Source organism: Paenibacillus tengchongensis (assembly GCF_008973665.1).
Taxonomy (GTDB): Bacteria; Bacillota; Bacilli; order Paenibacillales; family Paenibacillaceae; genus Paenibacillus_AQ; species Paenibacillus_AQ tengchongensis.
The window spans coordinates 149990-169515 of sequence record NZ_WACP01000005.1; the positions used below are offsets into that span (position 1 = coordinate 149990).

17 protein-coding genes are annotated in these 19526 nt (G+C 54.2%); 5 read left to right on the plus strand and 12 right to left on the minus strand.

The window, feature by feature from the left end:
- Window positions 1-18 precede the first annotated feature (18 nt).
- Window positions 19-447 carry a CBS domain-containing protein gene (locus F1381_RS10380; RefSeq protein WP_187355283.1) on the minus strand — a complete coding sequence of 143 codons (429 nt, stop codon included), beginning with the start codon at window positions 445-447 and terminating at the stop codon, window positions 19-21.
- A gap of 58 nt (window positions 448-505) precedes the next feature.
- On the minus strand, window positions 506-1687 hold the full coding sequence (locus F1381_RS10385) for an amidohydrolase (RefSeq protein WP_151734777.1): 1182 nt from the start codon (window positions 1685-1687) through the stop codon (window positions 506-508).
- 280 nt (window positions 1688-1967) lie between these two features.
- Here F1381_RS10385 and ftsW point away from each other — a divergent pair, with 280 nt between their 5' ends.
- A complete protein-coding gene (gene ftsW / locus F1381_RS10390; RefSeq protein WP_151734778.1) occupies window positions 1968-3281 on the plus strand; it encodes a putative lipid II flippase FtsW in 1314 nt (437 codons plus the stop codon).
- Window positions 3282-3400: 119 nt separating this feature from the next.
- Here ftsW and F1381_RS10395 read toward each other — a convergent pair whose 3' ends face one another.
- The gene (locus F1381_RS10395; protein ID WP_151734779.1) at window positions 3401-3769 is read right to left on the minus strand and encodes an Asp23/Gls24 family envelope stress response protein; all 369 of its coding nucleotides are present in this window, start codon (window positions 3767-3769) and stop codon (window positions 3401-3403) included.
- A gap of 164 nt (window positions 3770-3933) precedes the next feature.
- On the opposite strand from F1381_RS10395, the gene cax reads away from it, so the two are divergent.
- Window positions 3934-5004, plus strand: a complete 1071-nt coding sequence (gene cax / locus F1381_RS10400; RefSeq protein WP_151734780.1) for a calcium/proton exchanger — start codon at window positions 3934-3936, stop codon at window positions 5002-5004.
- A gap of 85 nt (window positions 5005-5089) precedes the next feature.
- On the opposite strand, the gene F1381_RS10405 is transcribed toward cax, so the two are convergent.
- From F1381_RS10405 to F1381_RS10425, 5 genes are all read right to left on the minus strand, one after another.
- Window positions 5090-5392: an Fpa/YlaN family protein gene (locus tag F1381_RS10405; RefSeq protein ID WP_151734781.1), complete on the minus strand. Its 303-nt coding sequence runs from the start codon at window positions 5390-5392 to the stop codon at window positions 5090-5092.
- A 161-nt stretch (window positions 5393-5553) separates the two neighbouring features.
- Window positions 5554-5799: an HPr family phosphocarrier protein gene (locus F1381_RS10410; RefSeq protein ID WP_151734782.1), complete on the minus strand. Its 246-nt coding sequence runs from the start codon at window positions 5797-5799 to the stop codon at window positions 5554-5556.
- Between the two features lie 102 nt (window positions 5800-5901).
- Window positions 5902-7017 carry an aminopeptidase gene (locus F1381_RS10415; protein ID WP_151734783.1) on the minus strand — a complete coding sequence of 372 codons (1116 nt, stop codon included), beginning with the start codon at window positions 7015-7017 and terminating at the stop codon, window positions 5902-5904.
- 98 nt (window positions 7018-7115) lie between these two features.
- Window positions 7116-7973 (minus strand): hypothetical protein, encoded by an 858-nt coding sequence (locus F1381_RS10420; protein WP_187355284.1) that lies wholly within the window; start codon window positions 7971-7973, stop codon window positions 7116-7118.
- 127 nt (window positions 7974-8100) lie between these two features.
- On the minus strand, window positions 8101-10119 hold the full coding sequence (locus F1381_RS10425; RefSeq protein WP_151734785.1) for a sensor domain-containing diguanylate cyclase: 2019 nt from the start codon (window positions 10117-10119) through the stop codon (window positions 8101-8103).
- 386 nt (window positions 10120-10505) lie between these two features.
- Here F1381_RS10425 and rpsD point away from each other — a divergent pair, with 386 nt between their 5' ends.
- Both rpsD and F1381_RS10435 read left to right on the plus strand, forming a co-directional pair.
- Window positions 10506-11105, plus strand: coding sequence for a 30S ribosomal protein S4 (rpsD, locus tag F1381_RS10430; protein WP_150268618.1), 600 nt, complete (start codon window positions 10506-10508; stop codon window positions 11103-11105).
- A gap of 159 nt (window positions 11106-11264) precedes the next feature.
- The gene (locus F1381_RS10435; RefSeq protein ID WP_151734786.1) at window positions 11265-14186 is read left to right on the plus strand and encodes a transglycosylase domain-containing protein; all 2922 of its coding nucleotides are present in this window, start codon (window positions 11265-11267) and stop codon (window positions 14184-14186) included.
- Window positions 14187-14273: 87 nt separating this feature from the next.
- On the opposite strand, the gene acsA is transcribed toward F1381_RS10435, so the two are convergent.
- Window positions 14274-15947 carry an acetate--CoA ligase gene (acsA, locus tag F1381_RS10440; protein WP_246187995.1) on the minus strand — a complete coding sequence of 558 codons (1674 nt, stop codon included), beginning with the start codon at window positions 15945-15947 and terminating at the stop codon, window positions 14274-14276.
- Window positions 15948-16157: 210 nt separating this feature from the next.
- Between acsA and F1381_RS10445 the strand changes: the two genes are divergently transcribed.
- The gene (locus tag F1381_RS10445) at window positions 16158-16790 is read left to right on the plus strand and encodes a GNAT family N-acetyltransferase (RefSeq protein ID WP_151734788.1); all 633 of its coding nucleotides are present in this window, start codon (window positions 16158-16160) and stop codon (window positions 16788-16790) included.
- A 16-nt stretch (window positions 16791-16806) separates the two neighbouring features.
- Here F1381_RS10445 and F1381_RS10450 read toward each other — a convergent pair whose 3' ends face one another.
- From F1381_RS10450 to F1381_RS10460, 3 genes are all read right to left on the minus strand, one after another.
- On the minus strand, window positions 16807-17502 hold the full coding sequence (locus F1381_RS10450) for a 5'-methylthioadenosine/adenosylhomocysteine nucleosidase (RefSeq protein WP_151734789.1): 696 nt from the start codon (window positions 17500-17502) through the stop codon (window positions 16807-16809).
- Between the two features lie 93 nt (window positions 17503-17595).
- On the minus strand, window positions 17596-18606 hold the full coding sequence (gene ccpA / locus F1381_RS10455) for a catabolite control protein A (protein WP_151734790.1): 1011 nt from the start codon (window positions 18604-18606) through the stop codon (window positions 17596-17598).
- A gap of 291 nt (window positions 18607-18897) precedes the next feature.
- Window positions 18898-19380 (minus strand): hypothetical protein, encoded by a 483-nt coding sequence (locus F1381_RS10460; RefSeq protein WP_151734791.1) that lies wholly within the window; start codon window positions 19378-19380, stop codon window positions 18898-18900.
- Window positions 19381-19526 lie beyond the last annotated feature (146 nt).

Here is a 19526-nt window from a genome sequence, read left to right on the forward strand (position 1 = left end):
CGTATAATCACTGTGTATTTAATGCAGATGACGCGAAATATCACTGAGCGCTTCGCCGGCTTCATCCGCAAATAGATTCCGCACCGCCAGATCGCCGAGCGAGACGATGCCAAGCAGCTTCCGGCCTTCCGTTACCGGCAGGCGCCGCACCTGCTTCTGGGCCATGAGCTCCGCAGCTTCATCTATGGTAGCCGAAGGAGACACTGAAATGATTTCCTTGCTCATCACCGTCTCCACGGCGGTAGAGCCGGAATGCTTCTCTGCATACCCTCTGATCACCAGATCGCGGTCAGTAATGACTCCGATCAGGGTCTCATGGTCTTCAGCATCGACCACCGGGATAAATCCGGTGTCATGCTCCTTCATTTTAACGGCTGCCTCGTAAACATTGTCCAGCAGTGTAACGTATGCCGGCTGCACCGTCATGACTTCCTTGACTGTTTTCAAGCAGGGGACCTCCTATCCTTGGGCTGGATGACAGTAGGATTTCCCCGCTATGCCATATTTATACGCCAGTCTGCTCATTTAAGCAAGAGTCGGCCATAGCGACCAGCAGGCGGGCACCGTGCAGCATCGCTTCCTCGTCGAAATCGAATTTGCTGTGGTGATGCGGATACACCGCATTCTTACCGGGATTGCCGGCCCCCACAAAGATGAAGCAGCCGGGGATCTCCCGGACGTAGTAAGCGAAATCCTCCGCCGGCATCAGCTTCTCCAGCAGCATCACCTGAACGTCATTGCCCAACGCCTGCGGGGCTACTCGGAAGAAGCGGTTAAATTCCGCCTCGTGGTTCACCAGCGGCGGGTAACCCATCAGGTAGTCGAGGTGGGATTCAGCGCCGTATGCCGCCGCCACAGCGGCGGTGAGCTCCTCGATCCTGCGCCGGATCAGCAGGCGCGTCTCTTCGTCGAACGCGCGCACCGTCCCGGTAATCCGGGTGCGCTCCGCCACCACATTCTGGGCCGTGCCGCTCTGGAAGGTCCCGATGCTGACCACCGCCGGGCGCAGCGGATCGACGGAACGGCTGACGATGGTCTGCAGCTGCATGACCAGCGCCGCTCCGGCCACAATGCTGTCCACCGCTTTATGCGGCATCCCGCCGTGGCCGCCTTTGCCGATCAGGTCGATGAAGAATTCATCGGCCGAAGCCATCAGCGGCCCGGGTGCGCTGCCTACCGTTCCTACCGGCAGCGGCGTCCACAGATGCAGGCCGTACACGGCGTCTGCCCCTTCCAACACGCCTTCAGCGATCAATCCCAACGCGCCGCCGGGACAGATTTCCTCTGCGGGCTGGAACAGAAAGCGCACCTCTCCCGCAATGCTCTCCCGCCGGCCGCTGTAATAGGCGGCTGCCGCCAGCAGCATCGCCGTATGCCCGTCATGGCCGCAGGCATGCATGACCCCTTCATTCAATGAGGCGTATTCGGCCCCGCTCTCTTCCCGGATCGCCAGCGCGTCCATATCGGCGCGCAGCACCACTGTCTTTCCGGGCTTGTCCCCTTTCAGAATCCCGGTCAGGCCATACCCCGAAGAGCTTCGTTTGACCTCAATGCCGTATTCGGCCAGTCTCGCCGCCACATAAGCCGAGGTCTCCTTCTCCTGGTAGGATAATTCCGGATGCGCATGCAGGTGGCGCCGCCACTTGACCATCTCCGGGTGTAACTGCTCAAGCGTCAAAGTTTCCATATCGTTTCGTCCTCTCTGCCATAACCCGCTCCGGCCCAATTCCGGTGAAGTTGCCGGATTTCAGCCGCAAAAGGCTATATTTCTTCTATTGTAGCAGAAAGGCTATATACTAGGGAATCATAGGACCCGATTACCTTGCACTGCCCCCGGAAACATACTATTATTGGGTAAACAGTGTTTTTCGAAAGCTATAAATCTATAATTCTATCCGATTAAGGAGATCAATTACTATGATTTTTATAAATATACATATTTTCGGCATGAAAGCGCGGCTGGAGACATGAGCGCCGTGAAAGGAACCGTCAAAACCGCCGCCAAGCCCAGAAGCAATTCGAAAGCCAGGCAGGCCCCCAAAGCCAAAGCTAAAGCCAGCCTGCCGTCCAGAGGCACACCGGATTTTCAGCTGCTTATTTTGACGCTGCTGCTGGTGGGCTTCGGACTTGTCATGGTCTTCAGCTCCAGCTCCAGCCTGACGCTGGCCAGCGATAAATTCGGCAATGATCCTTTATACTTCATTAAGCGCCAAGTGATGTGGGTGGCTATGGGTACCGTCGTCATGTTTACAGCAATGAACATCCATTACAGCAAATTCAAGAAATGGTATGCTCCGCTGTTCGTCCTGACACTAATCCTGCTGCTGCTTGTCGCTTTCACGGAAAGAATCAACGGTGCCAAGAGCTGGCTGAGCATCGGCAAGATGGGAATTCAGCCGACTGAGCTGGCCAAGCTCTCGATCATCTTGTACCTGTCGGCGCTGATTACCAAGAAAGGCGAACGCTTCCGCGATTTGCGCACCGGTTATATCCCGGTCATGGTCATCGTCGGAATCGTAGCCGGACTGATCATGATGCAGCCGGATCTGGGCTCCTGCCTGATCCTGGTAGCCACCAGCGGACTGGTCATCTATGCGGGCGGAGCCAGCATGAAGCATATTCTCGGATCCATTGCCCTGCTTGTGCTCGGCGTTGGCATTGTGATGGGCGCTAAGATGGCTGTCGATTCGCTTTCCCCCGCTTCCAATACAGCCGCTGTGGAGGGCAGCTACAAGCTGGACCGTATCACCGCCTTTATGGACCCGCTCGCGGACGAGTCCGACAGCGGCTTCAATATCGTCCAGTCGCTGATTGCCTTCGGCGAAGGCGGAACCACCGGCACGGGCTTCGGTCAGAGCGTGCAGAAGCTGCATTATCTGCCCTATCCGTATACTGACTTTATCTTTTCCATTGTCGGCGAGGAGCTGGGCTTTATCGGAACCTCCATTTTCCTGCTGCTGTATCTGTATTTCATCTGGCGGGGCATTCTGATCGCCCTCCGCTGCACCGACCCGTTCGGTACGCTCGTCGGGATCGGCATCATGGGCCTTATCGCCATTCAGGCCTTTATCAATATCGGCGGCGTCACCAAGACGATCCCGCTGACCGGCGTTACGCTGCCGTTCATCAGCTACGGCGGATCCTCGCTGCTGGTCAGCATGCTCTGTATGGGCATCATGCTGAGCATCTCCCGTGAGAGCACCCGTCCAGTCAAAGAGGAAGTGACCAAGTCCGTCACCGTCCGCGAAATCCGCAATGCCCGGAGCGCAGGCGGCAGATAAATGATAGGCACACACAAAAGGCAGTCCGGTTTATCCGGACTGCCTTTTGCCTTGCCTATCTATGCGGTTCCGGCCGCTAGACCGAAAGCCGCCGGCGGCTGAAGAACCGTGCCCGCTTCTTACGCGATTTCGTCGTTCTTGAAGGCTACGCCTTCAACCTTGACATTGACCTCTACGATGCGCAGACCCGTCATGCTCTCGACTGCTTCACGTACATTCTGCTGCAGCATCCGGCAAACCTCGTGAATCGGGGTTTCATACAGAACGATAATCCGCAGATCTACAGCCGCTTCCAGCTGCCCCACTTCCACGGTAACGCCCTTCTGCACATTCTTGCCGCTGAGGCGCTTCGCCCAGCCTTCGGACAATCCGCCTGACATGGCTGCAATCCCCGGCGTTTCCAGAGCGGCCATACCGGCAATCTTCGAAACGACGTCATTCGATATCCGTATGTTACCATTTTCCAGTTGTTGAAGTTGTTCTGCCATGCCATATCCCCCCTACACTCATTATCAATTATTGTAATTCGAAAGCGGGTTAAAAAGCAAATACATCCATCTCATTGTCAATTCCGTTTACATACTGGATTGATTTGGGTATAGTGAAATATGGATTTAACAACTACATATTTTGAGACTGGAGTGTGTCGCACTTGAAAAAATGGATTTCTCCTGCGCTGATGATCATCGCGTTTATCCTCAGCGCCATCGGACACTATGCGGACTGGGACCACACGCTTCAGTTCGCCGTCTCCGCCGTTGCCGTCATCTTTGTCGCCGGCTTTCTCGGCCGAGCGACGGAAAGCGTAGCCCACTACGCCGGACAACGGCTCGGCGGCTTCCTGAACGCCACCTTCGGCAATGCCGCAGAGCTGATTATCGCCTTTTTCCTGGTCAAAGAAGGGCTTTACGACATGGTTAAGGCAAGCTTAACCGGCTCGATCATCGGCAACCTGCTGCTCGTGCTCGGTCTCAGCCTTTTTGCCGGCGGCCTGAAGTTTAAAACGCAGAACTTCAATGTGACGCTGGCGGGGATGAATGGCTCCCTCATGATCGTGGCCGTCATCGCCCTGTTCGTGCCCGCCATGTTCTTCAACACCCACTCTATTACGGAGAGTGATACCAAGACACTGAGTCTGGTGGTTGCGGGAGTGCTGATCGTCGCGTATATCGCCTGGCTGGTGTTCTCGATGATTACCCACAAGAAGTATCTCGCAGATGTTGCGGTGGACGGCCAAGAGGAGCTGCCCAATGAGCACCCGCCTGTCTGGTCCAAAGGCAAATCGGTTCTCTACCTCATCCTGGCAACTGTAATGGTTGCCTTTGTCAGCGAATGGCTGGTCGGCACACTGGAAACCTTGACCGAGCGCTTCGGATTCAGCGAGCTGTTCGTCGGTGCGTTCCTGGTGGCCATCATCGGCAATGCCGCCGAACACAGCGCCGCCATCATGCTGGCTATGAAGAACAAGATCGGCGCGGCCGTGGAGATTGCCGTCGGAAGCAGTCTGCAGATTGCGCTGTTTGTAGCACCTGTGCTTATTTTCTCCAGCTACTTCATGCACGGCACGATGGATATCGTCTTCACCATTATTGAGATTGTGGCGATTGCCGTCTCCGTGTTTATCGCCAAATCCATTACCCAGGACGGTTCAACCAACTGGTATGAAGGCCTGCTTCTGCTCGCCGTCTATGTCATCCTCGGCGTGTCTTTTTATCTGGTATAAACAAACCAAAAACGCACATGAGCTTCCGGATTGCCGGAGGTTCATGTGCGTTTTCTATGAACGGAGATACTGGCTGACAGGCCGCTTATACCCCGCGTTCCTCTGCCTTCTGGTTCAAAGCCTCATATAATACAGCCAAATTGCGTTCCAGCTCGCTCAGTAGCAGCTTGCCCGTAAGCTCCGGCACGAGTCCGGCTCTGACCGCAAAATCCACTTCTCTGGAGAAGCCGTACATTTGGGTATCGAGCACTTCCTCATAGAGAGGACAGTAACGCGTCGCCAAATTCTCCATCTGTACTTCAATGAGCTTCTGAATTTTATTGGCATCTTCTTGTAGAAGAGTGATCGCTCTGAGATTCAGCTGTTCCTGCAAATCTGATGAAGTCATGCATTTTCCCCCCCATGTCCAAAAGTTACTGCTGCGGTTTGCCATTTCTTTAATATTAGTCGAAATCGGGGCCTAATACAAGAATTGTGTTTGGAACAATCCTGCACAGGAAAAACGCCCTGCCGCCAGGGCAGGACGTCTTCATGAAATTCAAGCTCTCACTACTCAGCAACCACTGTAAATTTCAATCCGTGTTTGGCAAATACTTCGCTCATAGCCTGTTTGGCTTCATCGGCATCGGACCCGTGTACATGCAGCTCATAGCTTTGGCTGGATACCAGCGTAGTAAATAAACCGAGGATGCTCTTAACATCAATGTACTTGTTGTCCGCTTGTAGAACGATGGATGAGTTGAATTTGCTTGCTGTTTGTGCAATTTCCACGATTGCTGCATTGTTACTGGACATAGGAATCCCTCCACAACTTGATTATGGAACAAGGTCTTGTAATCAATACCATGATACATTGAATCCGCTTACTCGCGCAAGGGATTTTCTTGTTATTACAGGTTATTTCAGATTTTCAGGGTTCAGACCTTCCAGCTCCGGTATGACAAAGATCCCGTCTTTGCGGATCAGCACATCGTCGAAATAAATTTCTCCACCGCCGTATTCCGGACGCTGAATCAGCACCAGATCCCAGTGGATCGAGGAGCGGTTGCCGTTGTCGGTGACCTCATAGGCTTGCCCCGGGGTAAAGTGCAGGCTGCCGGCAATCTTCTCGTCGAACAGGATGTCCTTCATCGGATGCAGGATGTACGGATTAAAGCCGATAGCAAACTCCCCGATATATCGCGCACCTTCGTCCGAATTCAGAATCTCGTTCAGACGGGCGGTATCGTTGCTGGATGCCTCGGTAATTTTGCCGTTCTCGAAAGTGAACTTCACATTCTCGAAGGTAATACCATTATACACCGTAGCCGCGTTATAGCTGATCGTACCATTGACAGAGTCCCGTACCGGGGCACTGTACACTTCACCGTCGGGAATGTTGCGCTGCCCGGAGCACTTCTCGGCGCCGATGCCTTTGATCGAGAAGCTGAGGTCTGTGCCCGGACCCGCCAGCCGGACCCTGTCGGTACGGCGCATCAGATCGGCCAGCGCATCCTGCGCCTTATCCATCTTGGCGTAGTCCAGATTGCATACCTCGAAATAGAAATCCTCAAACGCCTCTGTAGTCGTATTGGCAAGTTGCGCCATGCTCGCGTTCGGGTAACGCAGCACAACCCATTTCGTGTGCTTCACGCGCTGCTCGCTATGTACCGCATGTGAATAAATCGCGTTATACAGCTTCATATTCTCTTCCGGCACATCAGCCAGATCGTTGATGTTCTCGCCGGCACGGATGCCGATATAACCATCCATCTGCTTCATGCGGTTCAGGTCGATATCCGCCCAGGTCTGCAGGCTTTCCTTGGTGGCATATTTAAGCATGCTACGCAGGACCGTACGGTCTGTCAGCTGCACGAATGCGTTACCTCCGGCTTTGCCGATCTCTTCCACAACCGCCTTGATCAAATCTCTTTCTGTGCCGATCATTTCCACCAGCACATTTTCGCCGGGCTGTACATTCACGGAGTACCCGACCAGATTCTCCGCCAGCTTCTGAATTCTGGGGTCCTTCATCGCTTCTCGCTTCCTTCCTCAAGCTAAAAAATAGACGTACCGTTTACTATTGTAGCACGACGACTGTCAAGCGCAAGCGTTGTGACCGCGAAGAAATCTCAGCGGTAACCGTAGAACTCCACTTCGGACACATATACTTCCTCGGTCGCTTGCCCTGCAGAACCGGGATAGGTTATCCTGCGCGTCCATGACAGCTTCTTCGGCCGGTTGCGCTTGGCATCCACCTGCAGGGAATAAATAGAGGCCACTTCTGCCCCCGCCAGCTTTCCGTGCAGTTCTTGCTCCTTCTGCTCCCAGTATGCCGACAGCTCCTTCCCTGCCGCCTCCTTGCCGTCGGCCGCACCGCTGTTTGACGCAGCTGGACGGATCACCAGCATATCGCGCTCCAGGGCGGCGGCTAATTGCTCCTTGGCCGCTTCAGGAGCAAGCTCAATGCGCAGCAGGCGGATACCTGCGGCCGCTCCTCCTTCTTCGGTGACCTGCCGTTTCGCCAGCTGCTCCATTTCCTCCAGCTGGCGGAGCGGATTTAGCCCGGGCAGCGGATTCCATTCATCCGCTGCCGTTTCCGCCAGCATGGTCCAGCCGCCATCCGTTTTCTCCAGACGTGTAGCGTAGGTGGCCGCAGTCTGCTTGTTCCGCTTCTGTCTTCCGGCAGCAGCCGTCTGCTGTCCTTCACCGTCCGGGAGCAGCGTATGCAGGCTCACCTTGTGATGATCTTCGACATTGCCGCCGTAATATAACGCCGATTCTTCAAGCAGCTTGCCGTTCAGCATCAGGGCGGCCGCTCCCTCAAAGGATACGCCGTCGCTTCCGTCCATGCCGGCCAGCGCCAGGCTCAGCGCTTCTGCCGCCGGCTTTTGCCCGCCAGAAGCAGAGCAACCGGAGCAGAGCAGGCAGCAGGCTAACAGCAAAAGAAGTGCCTTTGGGGCGCTTATAAACCTCTTCCATATTTGCATAACATTCAAGCCTTTCCCGAGCAGTATGGTTGCCATAAACTACTGTTAGGTTGTCCCTAAGTCTGCGGCTGTATCCCCTGCCCGCCGGCCTTGTATACCTCCTGCTGCATAATAGAAAAGCCCCCGGCTAGGCCAGGGGCTTCTTAATCAAACCTTCCGTAAGCGCACTGTCGATAACGACCAGGTTGCGTCCGTTATTCTTCGCTTCGTAAAGCGCCATATCGGCGCGGTAGAACAGCGACTCGACGCTTACCCGCTCGTCGATCCAGCTCCACTCTGCCACTCCGCAGGATACGGTAACTCTGGGCTCTGTTTCTCCCATTACCCGTTTGCGGATTCTCTCAGCTACATTGACCGCTTGCTGCACACCAAGCTGCGGCAGATAGACTGCCAGTTCCTCGCCGCCCCACCTGGCGGCAATGTCGCCCTGGCGGATAGACGACTTGATAATCTCGCTGACCTGCTTAAGGATTTTGTCCCCCCGCTGATGGCCGTAAGTATCGTTCACCGTCTTGAACTGGTCAATATCCACGACAATCAATGAGCCGCAAAAATCTGCCGTCATCCGCTCCTTAATCTCCTCGTCGAGATAATGACGGGCATACAGCCCTGTAAGACTGTCCCGGTTCGCCAGATAACGCACCTCCGCATGCAGGCGGGCATTGCCTACCGCCAGGCCGATATGTCCGGCCATTGCCTGCAACAGCCTGAAGCTGTCGTAGGAAAAGAAATGCGCGGACTGGTGGGCCAGCATAATCGTCCCCCGCACTACACCGCCGACATTCAGCGGAACGGCAATCAATGACTGCGAGCGGGTCGCTTCCATCAGCCGCGACTTCGCTCCGGGCGTACCGGCAAAATCCGAGAGGATGATTGCTTCTCCCGTTGTATACACTTTACCGCTGATGCCTTCCCCGCAGCCGATGATTTCGCCGACCAGCGGAAGGTGATTGCAGGCAATGACCTCCAGGCCGCCCTTCTCTTCATTCATATGCAAGATACAGCAATAATCGGCGCCGAACATCTCCAGCAGCTCTTCGAAGGCATATTGGAAAATATCGCCCAGCCGCAGACTCTGATTCAGCCGCTGCGTCAGTTCATTGCTCATCCGCAGCTCGCGGATCAGCTGATTGGAACGCTCATACAGCTTAGCGTTCTCAAAGGCGGTTCCCGCTGTATCGGCCACCATTGCCAAAAAACGCAAATCCACTTCAGGGAAGGAGGGCTTGTCCATGATCATATGAAATACCCCGTACACCCCTTGCTTGCCGCCGAGCGGCAGGCCGATCTCCACTATATCGCTCTCGTCCCGTCCGGCATTCAGGGTTATCTGGCCGTCCTTAAAGGCTCGCGCGCATACATCATCGCTGCCCAGCCGGAGCTGCAGCGGCTTGACCTGCGGATGGGTGCTGCGGTGATCCTGTGACATGAACAAATCCAGCCGGGCACCCGGGTACATGGCCAGGATACTGTCGATGACCTCCGAGAGCACGGCATTTACATCAATGTTGTCATGCATCCGCTGCACGATCTGAAACAGCAAAGAGCGGCGGTTATTCTCCCGTTCCGCTTGCTGGTGGGTCCGGGCCAAATCGGACACAAAAAGATGCTCGAAGTTCCGGTAAAAGCAGACGGGAAAATGCATGGCCATCGCTTCCGCCGTGTGCCAACCTCCTTGTTCATACTGCACCGCAGGCATTGCACAGCACAGCAGCGCAAAGATTTCCCCCAGCTTGCGGGTGCGCAGCGGAAAGGTCATCAGATAGATCTGCTGGCCGTCCATCTGCTCCGGTGCGGCAAATATTTCTCCGGAGGCGAGACTGATGGCGGCGTATTCCAGCCATTTGCTGCGCAGGCGGCGTTCTGTGTCCTCCCGGCCGGGCACGGTCTGCACAGCAGGGCCGATCCATTTGGCTTCGTGGCTTAGTACACACCAATCCCAGTGCTTTGCATATTGCGGAGCGGACTCCGTGCGCCACTCCCTGAAACTTTCTGCAATAAGCCTCGCAGCATAAGGAAAGTCGTGGGAGACGATATCCGTTTCCTTTAACCAAGCGGCGGGATCATGAAGTTCTCCGCCTGATCTCACGGCTTCCTGCAACAGCGCACGATAATATTCTTGATCACGCGCTTCCTGATCTGACATAAGAGGATCCCCTTTGCATCCAATTTGAAGAATCCGATTGCATCCAATTAGCTACATTTTACTCCCTTTCCTCCCGCATTGCATTATATTTTCCGCAATGGCCTGATTTTTTTTAGGACCAAAGAACTAACGACAAAGATTGACAAAAAACTATTTAAAGAGTTGCTTGACTTTAGCATTCATTTTCATATAATATTTATTGTTGAACAAGACTGTAACAAGTCTTATCGGGCGGAACGTTGTGTCACCCTCACGCTTATCGTTACTGCCGGGGCAGCGGCTGAACTTCCCTGGCAGTGTGAAACCACAGAATGCTTTCACGGATACGATTCGCGGCGCAAATAGAGCCCTCAAATGAAATTTAATTTAAAGGAGTCTACTATAATATGGCACGTTACACCGGTCCTAAATTTAAACTCAGCCGCCGCCTGGGCATTTCCCTCAGCGGAACAGGCAAAGATTTGAAGCGTCCTTTCCCTCCGGGACAACATGGCGCTAACCAACGCCGCAAAGTAAGCAACTACGGCATGCAGTTGCTCGAGAAGCAGAAACTGCGCCACATGTACGGCTTGGGCGAGAAGCAATTCCGCACGCTGTTCTCCAAGGCTCAGAAGCTGCAAGGTATCGCGGGCGAAAACTTCATGTTCCTGCTCGAAAGCCGTCTGGACAACCTCGTATACCGTCTGGGCTTCGCCAACTCCCGCGCCGGCGCGCGTCAGCTGGTCTCCCACGGTCACGTAACCGTTAACGGCAAGAAAGTCGATATCGCTTCTTACCGTGTAAGTGTAGGCGACGTTATCGGCCTGCGCGAAAGAAGCCGTTCGATGAAATCCATCAAGGAAGCTCTGGAAGGCCGCACTCATCTGCCGGCTTACCTGGAATACGCCGACGCTGCTTTCGAAGGCAAATACATCCGTTTGCCGGAACGCGCCGAGCTGTCCCAAGACATCGACGAGAAGCAAATCGTCGAATTCTACAACCGTTAAGATCCGCCTAACCGGCGAACGTAAAGCCCCCGGATATGTCCGGGGGCTTTTTGTATGCTCTTTTGCCTTTTTCTGCCGGCGCCCCTCCTTTACGCAGAAGCGCATTCAAAAGCGGCAAATTGTGCTATAATAGTTCCGTTAAAAGGAGGATTATCGTCGATGGTTGAGGAGAACAAAAAGAAATCCGTAAAACAGCGTCCACCCCGCAGATCCTGGCTCCGCAGAATCGGATCTGTCGTAAAATGGATGTTTATACTCGGCATTATGGGCCTTTTGTTTGCCGGAGGAGCACTCGCGGGCTACGTCACTTCCATTGTGAAGGATGAACCCGTACGCTCCGAAGAAATCATTCAGCAGCAGATCAGCCAGAATGCCATCACCGGCTTTGCCTATTTCCGCGACGGGCAGCCGATCGGCCAGCTGAGAACCGAAGAGGACCGCAGAATAATCGCATATGATGATATACCGCAGCTTGTCATTGATGCCGTCCTCGCTATTGAGGACAACAATTTCTACAGCCATAAAGGTGTCGACTTCAGCAGCACCCTGCGTGCCGTCAAGCAGCGGCTGTTGAACGAATCCGTACAGACCGGCGGCAGCACGCTGACCCAGCAGCTTGCCAGACGCGTGTTCCTGAATCTGGACCGCACTGAAGACCGCAAGGTGAAAGAGATTCTGCTGGCCCTGCGCATGGAGCGCTTTGTCTCCAAGAATGAGATTATTACCGCCTATCTGAACAAAGTCCCGTTCGGCAACGGCTCGAACGGATACAACGTGTTCGGCATCAAGGCCGCCGCCAAAGGCATCTTCGGACTGGATGATCTGGATAAGCTGAATGTCGCCCAGGCTGCATATCTGGCCGGGCTTCCGCAGCTCCCTTCCTCATACTCCGCCTTCAACGGCGTCGGGGAGTTTAATGAGACCGCTTTTAACCGCGCGCTTGAACGCCAGCAGCTTGTGCTCCGCCGGATGCTCGAGGAGAACAAGATTACAACCACGCAGTATGACGAGGCCCTGCTGTTCGACATCAAGGGCTCGCTGGCACCGCATACCAAGAAGGCCTATGCTACATATCCTTATCTGATGCTGGAGACCGAGCGCCAGGCGGCAGGTATTCTGCTCTCGATCAACCTGAGCAAGAACGGCCTCACTGAAGACACTTCCACGGCTGATGACACCGTGCTTCTCGAAGAAGCACGCCAGCAGCTCATGACGGGCGGATACCGCGTGTATACGACGATAGACAAGAAAGTATACAACGCTATGCACAGCGTCTCCGACGACAAAGACAATTTCACAAAAGACAGCAAGACCAAAGGCGTCGAACAGACCGCAGGGATGATGATCGAGAATAAGACCGGGGCGATCCTCGGAATGATCGAAGGCCGTGACTTCAACATTGAACAGATGAATTATGCCACGCAAATGATCCGCCAGCCCGGCTCGACCATGAAGCCGATTGCTGCTTATCTGCCGGCGCTCGATGCCGGACTGATCCAACCGGCAAGCATACTGGACGATGCGCCGATCATTTTGAAAGACGGCTCTAAGGGCTTCCATATTCCGAAGAATGCCAATAACCGTTACCAGGGACTTGTAACAGCGCGCTATGCGCTGAACAAATCGCTTAATCTGCCGGCGCTGAAGCTGTTTAACGACAAGGTCGGCATCGACAATGCCTGGGCTTTTGCCAAGAAGCTGGGGATCACGACCCTCCAGGATAACGACTATCAGGCACAGACAGGCGTTATCGGCGGGCTGCGTTACGGGGTGTCCGTAGAAGAGCTGACCAATGCCTACTCTGCCATCGGCAACCAGGGTGCTTTCAATGATGCTTATATGATCGAGAAAATTGTCGATGCCCAGGGCAAAATTATCTACCAGCATAAAGACAGTCCGGAGCAGGTGTTCTCCGAGCAGACCGCTTACCTGATGACCGATATGCTGCGCACTGTAATCACAGAGGGTACGGCTTCTACCGTCAAGAGCAACTTTGAGCACTTCAAGGAAGTGCCGATTGTCGGCAAGACGGGTTCAACACAGAATTACGGGGATGTCTGGTTCATGGGCTATACTCCGGATGTCACACTCGGCATGTGGGTCGGCTATAAAGAGCAGATCAACACGCTGGAGGGTGATAAGCAGAAACGGCAAGCCCAGACCTTATGGACCAAGGTCATGAATGCTGTAATCGATAAGCAGCCGGAGCTTTTTGCCACCAAAGAATTCCCGCAGCCGGAGGGTATCGTCAAGAAGACGGTCTCCGCCTACAGCGGCAAGCTGCCGACCGAGCTGACCGACAAGTTCACTACCGATTTGTTCAATGCCGAATTTGTGCCTACGGACAGCGATGACGGCATATCCAAAGCCAAATACATTACCTTCAACGACGTGAATTACCTGCCGCTGGAAGGTACGCCTGAGGACTTCCTCAAAGAAAAAATTGTGGTTAAGCGCGAAAAGCCGATACAGGATCTGGTGAAGGAGCTCCTGGCCGCTTTTGAAGGGATGGAAGAACATGAGTCGCTGGCGTATTATATGCCTGCAGACGCAAAGACCGACTTCCCGACCGAGGTGGATCCGCGGGTGGACGACGGCTCATCTCCTGCCCCTCCAGGCACAGTGAGCGTCTCCTACAGCACCGGCAAAGCCGTCATTAACTTTACGCCGAGCAGCTCGGCCGACGTTGTCGGTTACCGGCTCTACCGGTCGCTGAACGGAGGAGCCTTCAAGAAGCAAGCAGTCCTCTCGGTCGGGGAAGCCACCGTATTTAATCCGGGGACTCCGCAAAGCGTGAACGCCACGTTCTATGTCACAGCCGTCGATGTGGCCGGGCACGAGACATCTTCGGCGAGTGTGGCCGGCGGCATTGCAGCCACTCCGGAGATTACCCCGTCACCGGAAAGCGATCCGGGGGCAGTACCTACGCCGGAGGATGGACTCCCGCCGGAGAATACCGAGGATTCCGGAATGATTATTATTGAGCCGCCTGCTATGAGCGGTGAAGCGGGCAGCGGAAACAATGCTCCCGGCAACGCTTCGGGCAATACTGCCGGCAACACTGCAGGCAGCGCACCGTAAGGACTGGCCGGACCAGGCTACCATATTAAAGAAACCGTTCCTTGACGTTCAAGGAACGGTTTCTTTGCATTTAATCCAGTGAGCGGGTTAATCCTCAATGGTGGATAAATCGCCGGCAGGCAGCTGCAGCTCCCAGGCTTTCAGCACCCGGCGCATGATTTTGCCGGATCGGGTCTTGGGAAGCTTCTCTTTGAATTCAATCTCCCGCGGAGCAGCATGGGCCGAAAGCCCTGCCTTGACGAATGCGGAAATTTCCTCCTTCAACGTATCCGTTGGCGTAAAGCCTTCCCGGAGTGCGATAAACGCTTTAATAATCTCTCCCCGGAGCGTATCCGGCTTGCCGATCACGCCTGCCTCAGCTACCGCCGGATGCTCCACCAGCTTGCTTTCCACCTCGAACGGACCAATCCGTTCTCCGGAGGAATTAATAACATCATCGATCCGTCCCTGGAACCAGAAATAGCCGTCCTCATCCATGTAGGCTGAATCGCCGGAGACATACCAGCCGGGTATGCGGAAATGCTCGTTGAATTTGTCCGGATTGTTCCAGATCGCCCCCATCACCGAAGGCCAGGGGGTCCGGATAGCCAGGTTGCCCATGGCATACGGCGGAAGCCGGTGGCCGCGGTCATCCAGGATGGCGGCTTCTATGCCAGGCAGCGGCCGGCCCATGGAACCCGGTTTAATGTCCATGGCCGGATAATTGCAGATCAGCTGCGCTCCGGTCTCCGTCATCCACCAGGTATCATGGATACGCTGACGGTACACCCGCTGTCCCCAGCGGACCACTTCGGGATTCAGCGGCTCCCCTACCGACATTACATGACGGAGACTGCTGATATCTACGCCCTGAAGCGCACCTTCCCCCGCCCCCATCAGCATGCGGAACGCAGTAGGCGCGCTATACCAGACGGTGACGCGGTAGCGTTCGATGGTCCGGTACCAGTCCTGCGGGCTGAACCGCCCTCCGCGCACTATATTTGTCACCCCGTTCAGCCACGGGGCAAATATACCGTATGAAGTCCCCGTGACCCAGCCCGGATCCGCTGTGCACCAGTACACATCGGCCTCCTTCAGATCAAGCACAGCCTTGCCTGTATAATAATGCTGGATCATTGCCCGCTGCAGGTGATAGACACCCTTCGGCTTACCGGTTGAGCCGGAGGTGTAATGCATGATCAGACCGTCTTCCAGGCTCAGCCACTCTGTTTCCAGTTCTCCGGAGGCTGCGGCCGTCGCTTGCTCATAACTGATCGTTCCTTCGTCCGAAGCGCCGGTACCGCCCACTACAACTATATGGCGCAGCTCGGGAAGCTCCGCACGTTTCACGCGCTGCAGCAGCTCCGGCGTTGTAATCAGCGCCACTGCACCGCTGTCCTCCAGCCGATCCTTGACGGCTGTCTCCATAAACGCTTCGAACAAGGGCCCGGCTACCGCTCCGACCTTCAGAATGCCAAGCAGACTGAAATACAGCGCCGGACAGCGCGGCATGAAAATAAACACTCTGTCACCTTTGCCGATCCCGAGCCCGCGCAGGACATTGCCCACCCGGTTCGACTGCTCCCGGAGCTCACTGAAGGAATAGCGCTCCTCGCTCCCGGCATCGCTGTAAATCAGCGCCGTCCGGTCGCCGCGCCCTTCCAGTACATGCCGGTCCACCGCTTCATGGGCCATATTGACTTTCCCGCTGGTGTACCAGGAGAACGCACTGGCGACGTCCTCCCAGCGGAAGCCGTTGACTTCCAACGAATAATCCCGCATATTCGGGTCTGCCGCACTTGCCGGCACAATTTCACGCTGGACTTGCCCCATTTCTCTTGCCTCCCTTTCGTCTTTGATTTAAGCTTTAGGGGTGAGAACTCTGCTGCAGGCAATAGTGTCAATATTGTAATTGTGAATTTTTTATGTCTGAATCAGTATATCACAGGAAGCGTTTACATACCATAATCAGGTTGTGGAAGGAGCAGAGATATGAATCACCGCAAAATCCCGGTTTCGCATCTTCACAGGCATAAGGAGCGTACACTTACAGTTGGCGGCCCTCTCCCGTCCCCGTATCTGGCTGGTTTAACCATGCATGCTGACCTCGATGCCTTCCGTAAACCGCATGAACAGCTGGAGGCGCTGACTGAAATTGCGGATTTGCCGGAGGGCCGGGTGATTACAGCGCTGGACGGGACAACAGTCGTCGGTTATGTTACTTTCCATTATCCGGACGAGCAGGAACTGTGGTCACAAGGCGGAATGAAGGACCTGATTGAGCTGGGAGCGGTGGAAGTGGCGGATGATTATCGGGGAAGCGGACTGGCCAAGCTGCTGATTGCCAGCGCTTTTGAACGGGAGCAGCTTGAGAACTGTATCGTATTTACGACCGAATATTATTGGCATTGGGACCTGAAGGGCAGCGGGCTGGATGTGTGGGCGTACCGGCATATGATGGAGAAGCTGATGAAGACCGTCGATATGGTGTGGTACGCCACGGATGATCCGGAGATTTGCTCCCATCCCGCCAATTGCCTCATGGTCCGGATCGGCAAGGAAGTGCCGGTGTCTTCGCAGGAGGCTTTTGACAGAGTCCGTTTCAGGCAGCGCTTTATGTATTAGATATTTGAAAGGCCGGTCACAATGCTTGCAGCATATACTCCAGAATGGCACAGGAATTACGGGCAGCCGTTTCGGTAAAATCGCGGTAATTCAGGTGTGCCGAGCCGTCGGCTTTATCGGACATGGAACGGATGATGACAAACGGCACGCCGTTCATGAAACAAACCTGCCCTACCGCCGCCCCCTCCATTTCGGCGCATGCCCCGCCCAGCTCCTCACGAAGCTGCAGCACGGCTTCGCCGCTGGCAATGAACTGATCGCCCGACAGAACCAGGCCTGTTACATAACGGCAGTTGAGCGCCCGGCAAGCCTCTTCGGCCAGCGCCGTGAGCGGCGGGTCGGCTTTGAATACAGAGGTCTCCTGATATGGAATGACCCCCTTGGGATATCCGAGCGGCGTCACATCCATATCATGCTGCATGCAGCTCTCCGATATAACGATATCACCGATTTCCAGCTCCGGATGGAGCGCCCCCGCTACCCCTGTAAACAGCACGCGGTTCACTCCGAAGGTATCCAGCAGAATTTGTGTAGTTACAGCAGCGTTAACCTTACCTACTCCCGACTTGCAGACTACCACCGGCTTGCCCAGCAGCCTGCCAGTATAGTAGGTGATCCCGGCTTTTACGGCAGAGCCGCTGTCTTCCATCCGCTCCAGAAGCAGTGCAATTTCCTCATCCATGGCTCCAATAATGCCTGTGGGTTGATTCATGATATCCCTCCATTATTCTTGTTTCCTGCAACATAAAAAGCTCCGTAACCGGAGCTTCGTTATGTTCGGACTATCCAGTGTGCAGGTCAGCCCTTATTTATTCAGATGATTGACCGACAGACGAAGAATCGTCTCATGCGGCAAAATTACGCGGGGGTTGTCCACCGTTTCTTTCTTCATCAGCTTGGTTAGCAGACGCATCGCTACCGCGCCAAGGTCATACATCGGCTGGGCGACTGTAGTCAGCAGCGGCCGGACCATGGAGGCCATCCGGATGTTGTCTACGCTGATGATCGAGAAATCATCGGGAACCTTGAAGCCTTCATCCTGGATGCTGTGGATCGCGCCGATTGCCATTTCATCGGTTGCGGCGAAGATAGCCGTCGGTTTCTTCTTAAGACCGAGGAAATACTTCATCGCTTCGACACCGGATTCGTACCGGTAGTTGCCGATCCGCACCAGGTCCTCCTGGTATTCGATGCCGGCATTCTCCAGCGCCTTCTTATATCCCTGAAAACGGGCATAACCGTTAGCCGGGTCCTGCAGCGTGCCGCTGATCATAGCGATTTCACGGTGGCCGTGGCGGATCAAGGTGTTCACGGCGTCATATGCCGCTGCCTCATGATCGATATCCACCGAAGGATAAGTCCCTTTCTCATCGCGGGTTGCGCAAAGTACAATCGGAACCGCTGAGGTCTGGAAAGCTTGAATATGCTCATCGGTCACAGTGCCGCCCATGAATAGCAATCCGTCGACCTGCTTCTCCAGCAGCGTGTTAATAACACGGATTTCCTTTTCTTTACGTTTATCCGCATTACACAGAATAATATTGTAATGATACATATTAGCGATATCTTCGATCCCGCGGGCGATTTCCGCAAAGATGGAGTTGGAGATATCGGGAATGACGACGCCGACGGTCGTCGTTTTCTTGCTGGCGAGCCCTCTCGCCACGGCATTCGGACGATAGCCCAAACGCTCAATCGCTTCGAATACCTTCTTACGGGTCTGCGGTTTCACGTTGGGGTTATTGTTCACAACCCGTGATACCGTCGCCATGGACACGCCTGCTTCTCTAGCTACATCGTAAATGGTTACCGTCAAATTACTCTCTCCATTGCGATAAATTTTATCGTTCGACTAATTAAAATTATGATACGACACTTTGTACAAATGTGCAATGATAACGCTTCATTTTCCTTTCAAATTTCTTTCAAAAGGCACAAATTCCGCAGGTATCCCCAGCTTTAATCCCATTGCAGCCATGTACTTAGTTACTTCTACGTACTATCGTATCAAAAAGTTTATGAAAAATCCAATGTATAATGAAATATTTTCAATGTTTTTGCAGAAAAATAATTGTAATGCTGTGTTTTTTCAACAAACGCTGGAATTTCAGCCCTCGATCTTACGTTTTCCCCCATAATCAGCGTTTTCCGGTGTCTGTAAGGTTAACTGGGATAGTCTCCGCTCCGTCTCATCCATCCAACTGCGGTCCCCCATGTCCACCGCCAGACGGTAGACATCCAGCAGCAAATCCACTTTTGCCTGGATTGCAGTTACAATTGAGTCTTCTAGCTCGGCAGTACCGCCCGGGAACATCCCCGCAGCCAAGGTTTCCTTCAGCACACAAGCCCACTCGTTTCGGTCGGCAAAGGAATAACTTCTCCGCTTCGCCGCAACTGCACTGAGCTCCCCCAGAAAAGCTACCAGATCCTGCTTAATGCAGGGCAGCGGTTCGTAACGGGCGCATACGGCGCAGGTATAGACCGGAACATGTTTGATTTTTATCTTTGCGCTGTATATCAGGGTGTGCATATGTATAGTCATCGTTCCGCCGCAGCCGCAGGCCTTCTTGGCAATTTTGTCATTATACATCGTATCAGGCACCTCGGATATTATAATTAAGAACGTATTCATCCTTTTTCATAGCTATATTCGACTATGCCCCGCGAAATCCCTTCCCGTTTGCATATAATGATTAAATTGGCAAAAGCGCCAGGCTTTGCAATGCACAAAGATGA

Excerpts from the sequence above, each read along its gene's own strand:
- F1381_RS10445 (WP_151734788.1), top strand. The coding sequence starts at position 16,158 with ATGAATCACCGCAAAATCCCGGTTTCGCATCTTCACAGGCATAAGGAG.
- acsA (WP_246187995.1), bottom strand. The coding sequence starts at position 15,947 with ATGCGGGATTATTCGTTGGAAGTCAACGGCTTCCGCTGGGAGGACGTC.
- rpsD (WP_150268618.1), top strand. The coding sequence starts at position 10,506 with ATGGCACGTTACACCGGTCCTAAATTTAAACTCAGCCGCCGCCTGGGC.
- F1381_RS10385 (WP_151734777.1), bottom strand. The coding sequence starts at position 1,687 with ATGGAAACTTTGACGCTTGAGCAGTTACACCCGGAGATGGTCAAGTGG.
- F1381_RS10425 (WP_151734785.1), bottom strand. The coding sequence starts at position 10,119 with ATGTCAGATCAGGAAGCGCGTGATCAAGAATATTATCGTGCGCTGTTG.
- F1381_RS10405 (WP_151734781.1), bottom strand. The coding sequence starts at position 5,392 with ATGACTTCATCAGATTTGCAGGAACAGCTGAATCTCAGAGCGATCACT.
- F1381_RS10435 (WP_151734786.1), top strand. The coding sequence starts at position 11,265 with ATGGTTGAGGAGAACAAAAAGAAATCCGTAAAACAGCGTCCACCCCGC.
- F1381_RS10410 (WP_151734782.1), bottom strand. The coding sequence starts at position 5,799 with ATGTCCAGTAACAATGCAGCAATCGTGGAAATTGCACAAACAGCAAGC.
- F1381_RS10415 (WP_151734783.1), bottom strand. The coding sequence starts at position 7,017 with ATGAAGGACCCCAGAATTCAGAAGCTGGCGGAGAATCTGGTCGGGTAC.
- ftsW (WP_151734778.1), top strand. The coding sequence starts at position 1,968 with ATGAGCGCCGTGAAAGGAACCGTCAAAACCGCCGCCAAGCCCAGAAGC.
- F1381_RS10450 (WP_151734789.1), bottom strand. The coding sequence starts at position 17,502 with ATGAATCAACCCACAGGCATTATTGGAGCCATGGATGAGGAAATTGCA.
- F1381_RS10420 (WP_187355284.1), bottom strand. The coding sequence starts at position 7,973 with ATGCAAATATGGAAGAGGTTTATAAGCGCCCCAAAGGCACTTCTTTTG.
- F1381_RS10460 (WP_151734791.1), bottom strand. The coding sequence starts at position 19,380 with ATGTATAATGACAAAATTGCCAAGAAGGCCTGCGGCTGCGGCGGAACG.
- F1381_RS10395 (WP_151734779.1), bottom strand. The coding sequence starts at position 3,769 with ATGGCAGAACAACTTCAACAACTGGAAAATGGTAACATACGGATATCG.